1 pseudogene is annotated in these 234 nt (G+C 70.9%); it reads left to right on the top strand.

The features are described from left to right. Positions 1-196, top strand: a pseudogene (locus tag KVS67_RS13270) (glutamate synthase central domain-containing protein); the annotation flags it as partial. Positions 197-234 lie beyond the last annotated feature (38 nt).

Raw genomic sequence — 234 nt, 5'->3', positions numbered from 1 at the left:
GCGCCAGAACCTCCTGGACCTGGTGTCGCTCCCCGGGCGCGAGCACGTCCGCCACACCTCCGAGTCGATCCTGCAGCGTCAGCGCATCTTCGGGTACACCTCGGAGGGGCTGCGCATCCTCGTCGGGCCGATGGCCCAGACGGGCGCCGAGCCGCTCGGTGCGATGGGCACGGACACGCCCATCTCCGCCCTCGCCTAGCGGCCCCGGCTGTTCTTCGGCTACTTCGTGCAGTC

The organism is Micrococcus sp. GbtcB5 (assembly GCF_019091605.1).
In the GTDB taxonomy this organism is placed as follows: domain Bacteria; phylum Actinomycetota; class Actinomycetes; order Actinomycetales; family Micrococcaceae; genus Micrococcus; species Micrococcus luteus.
The sequence above is the reverse complement of the archived record's forward strand: the minus strand, read 5'-3'. Positions and strand labels throughout refer to the sequence as shown.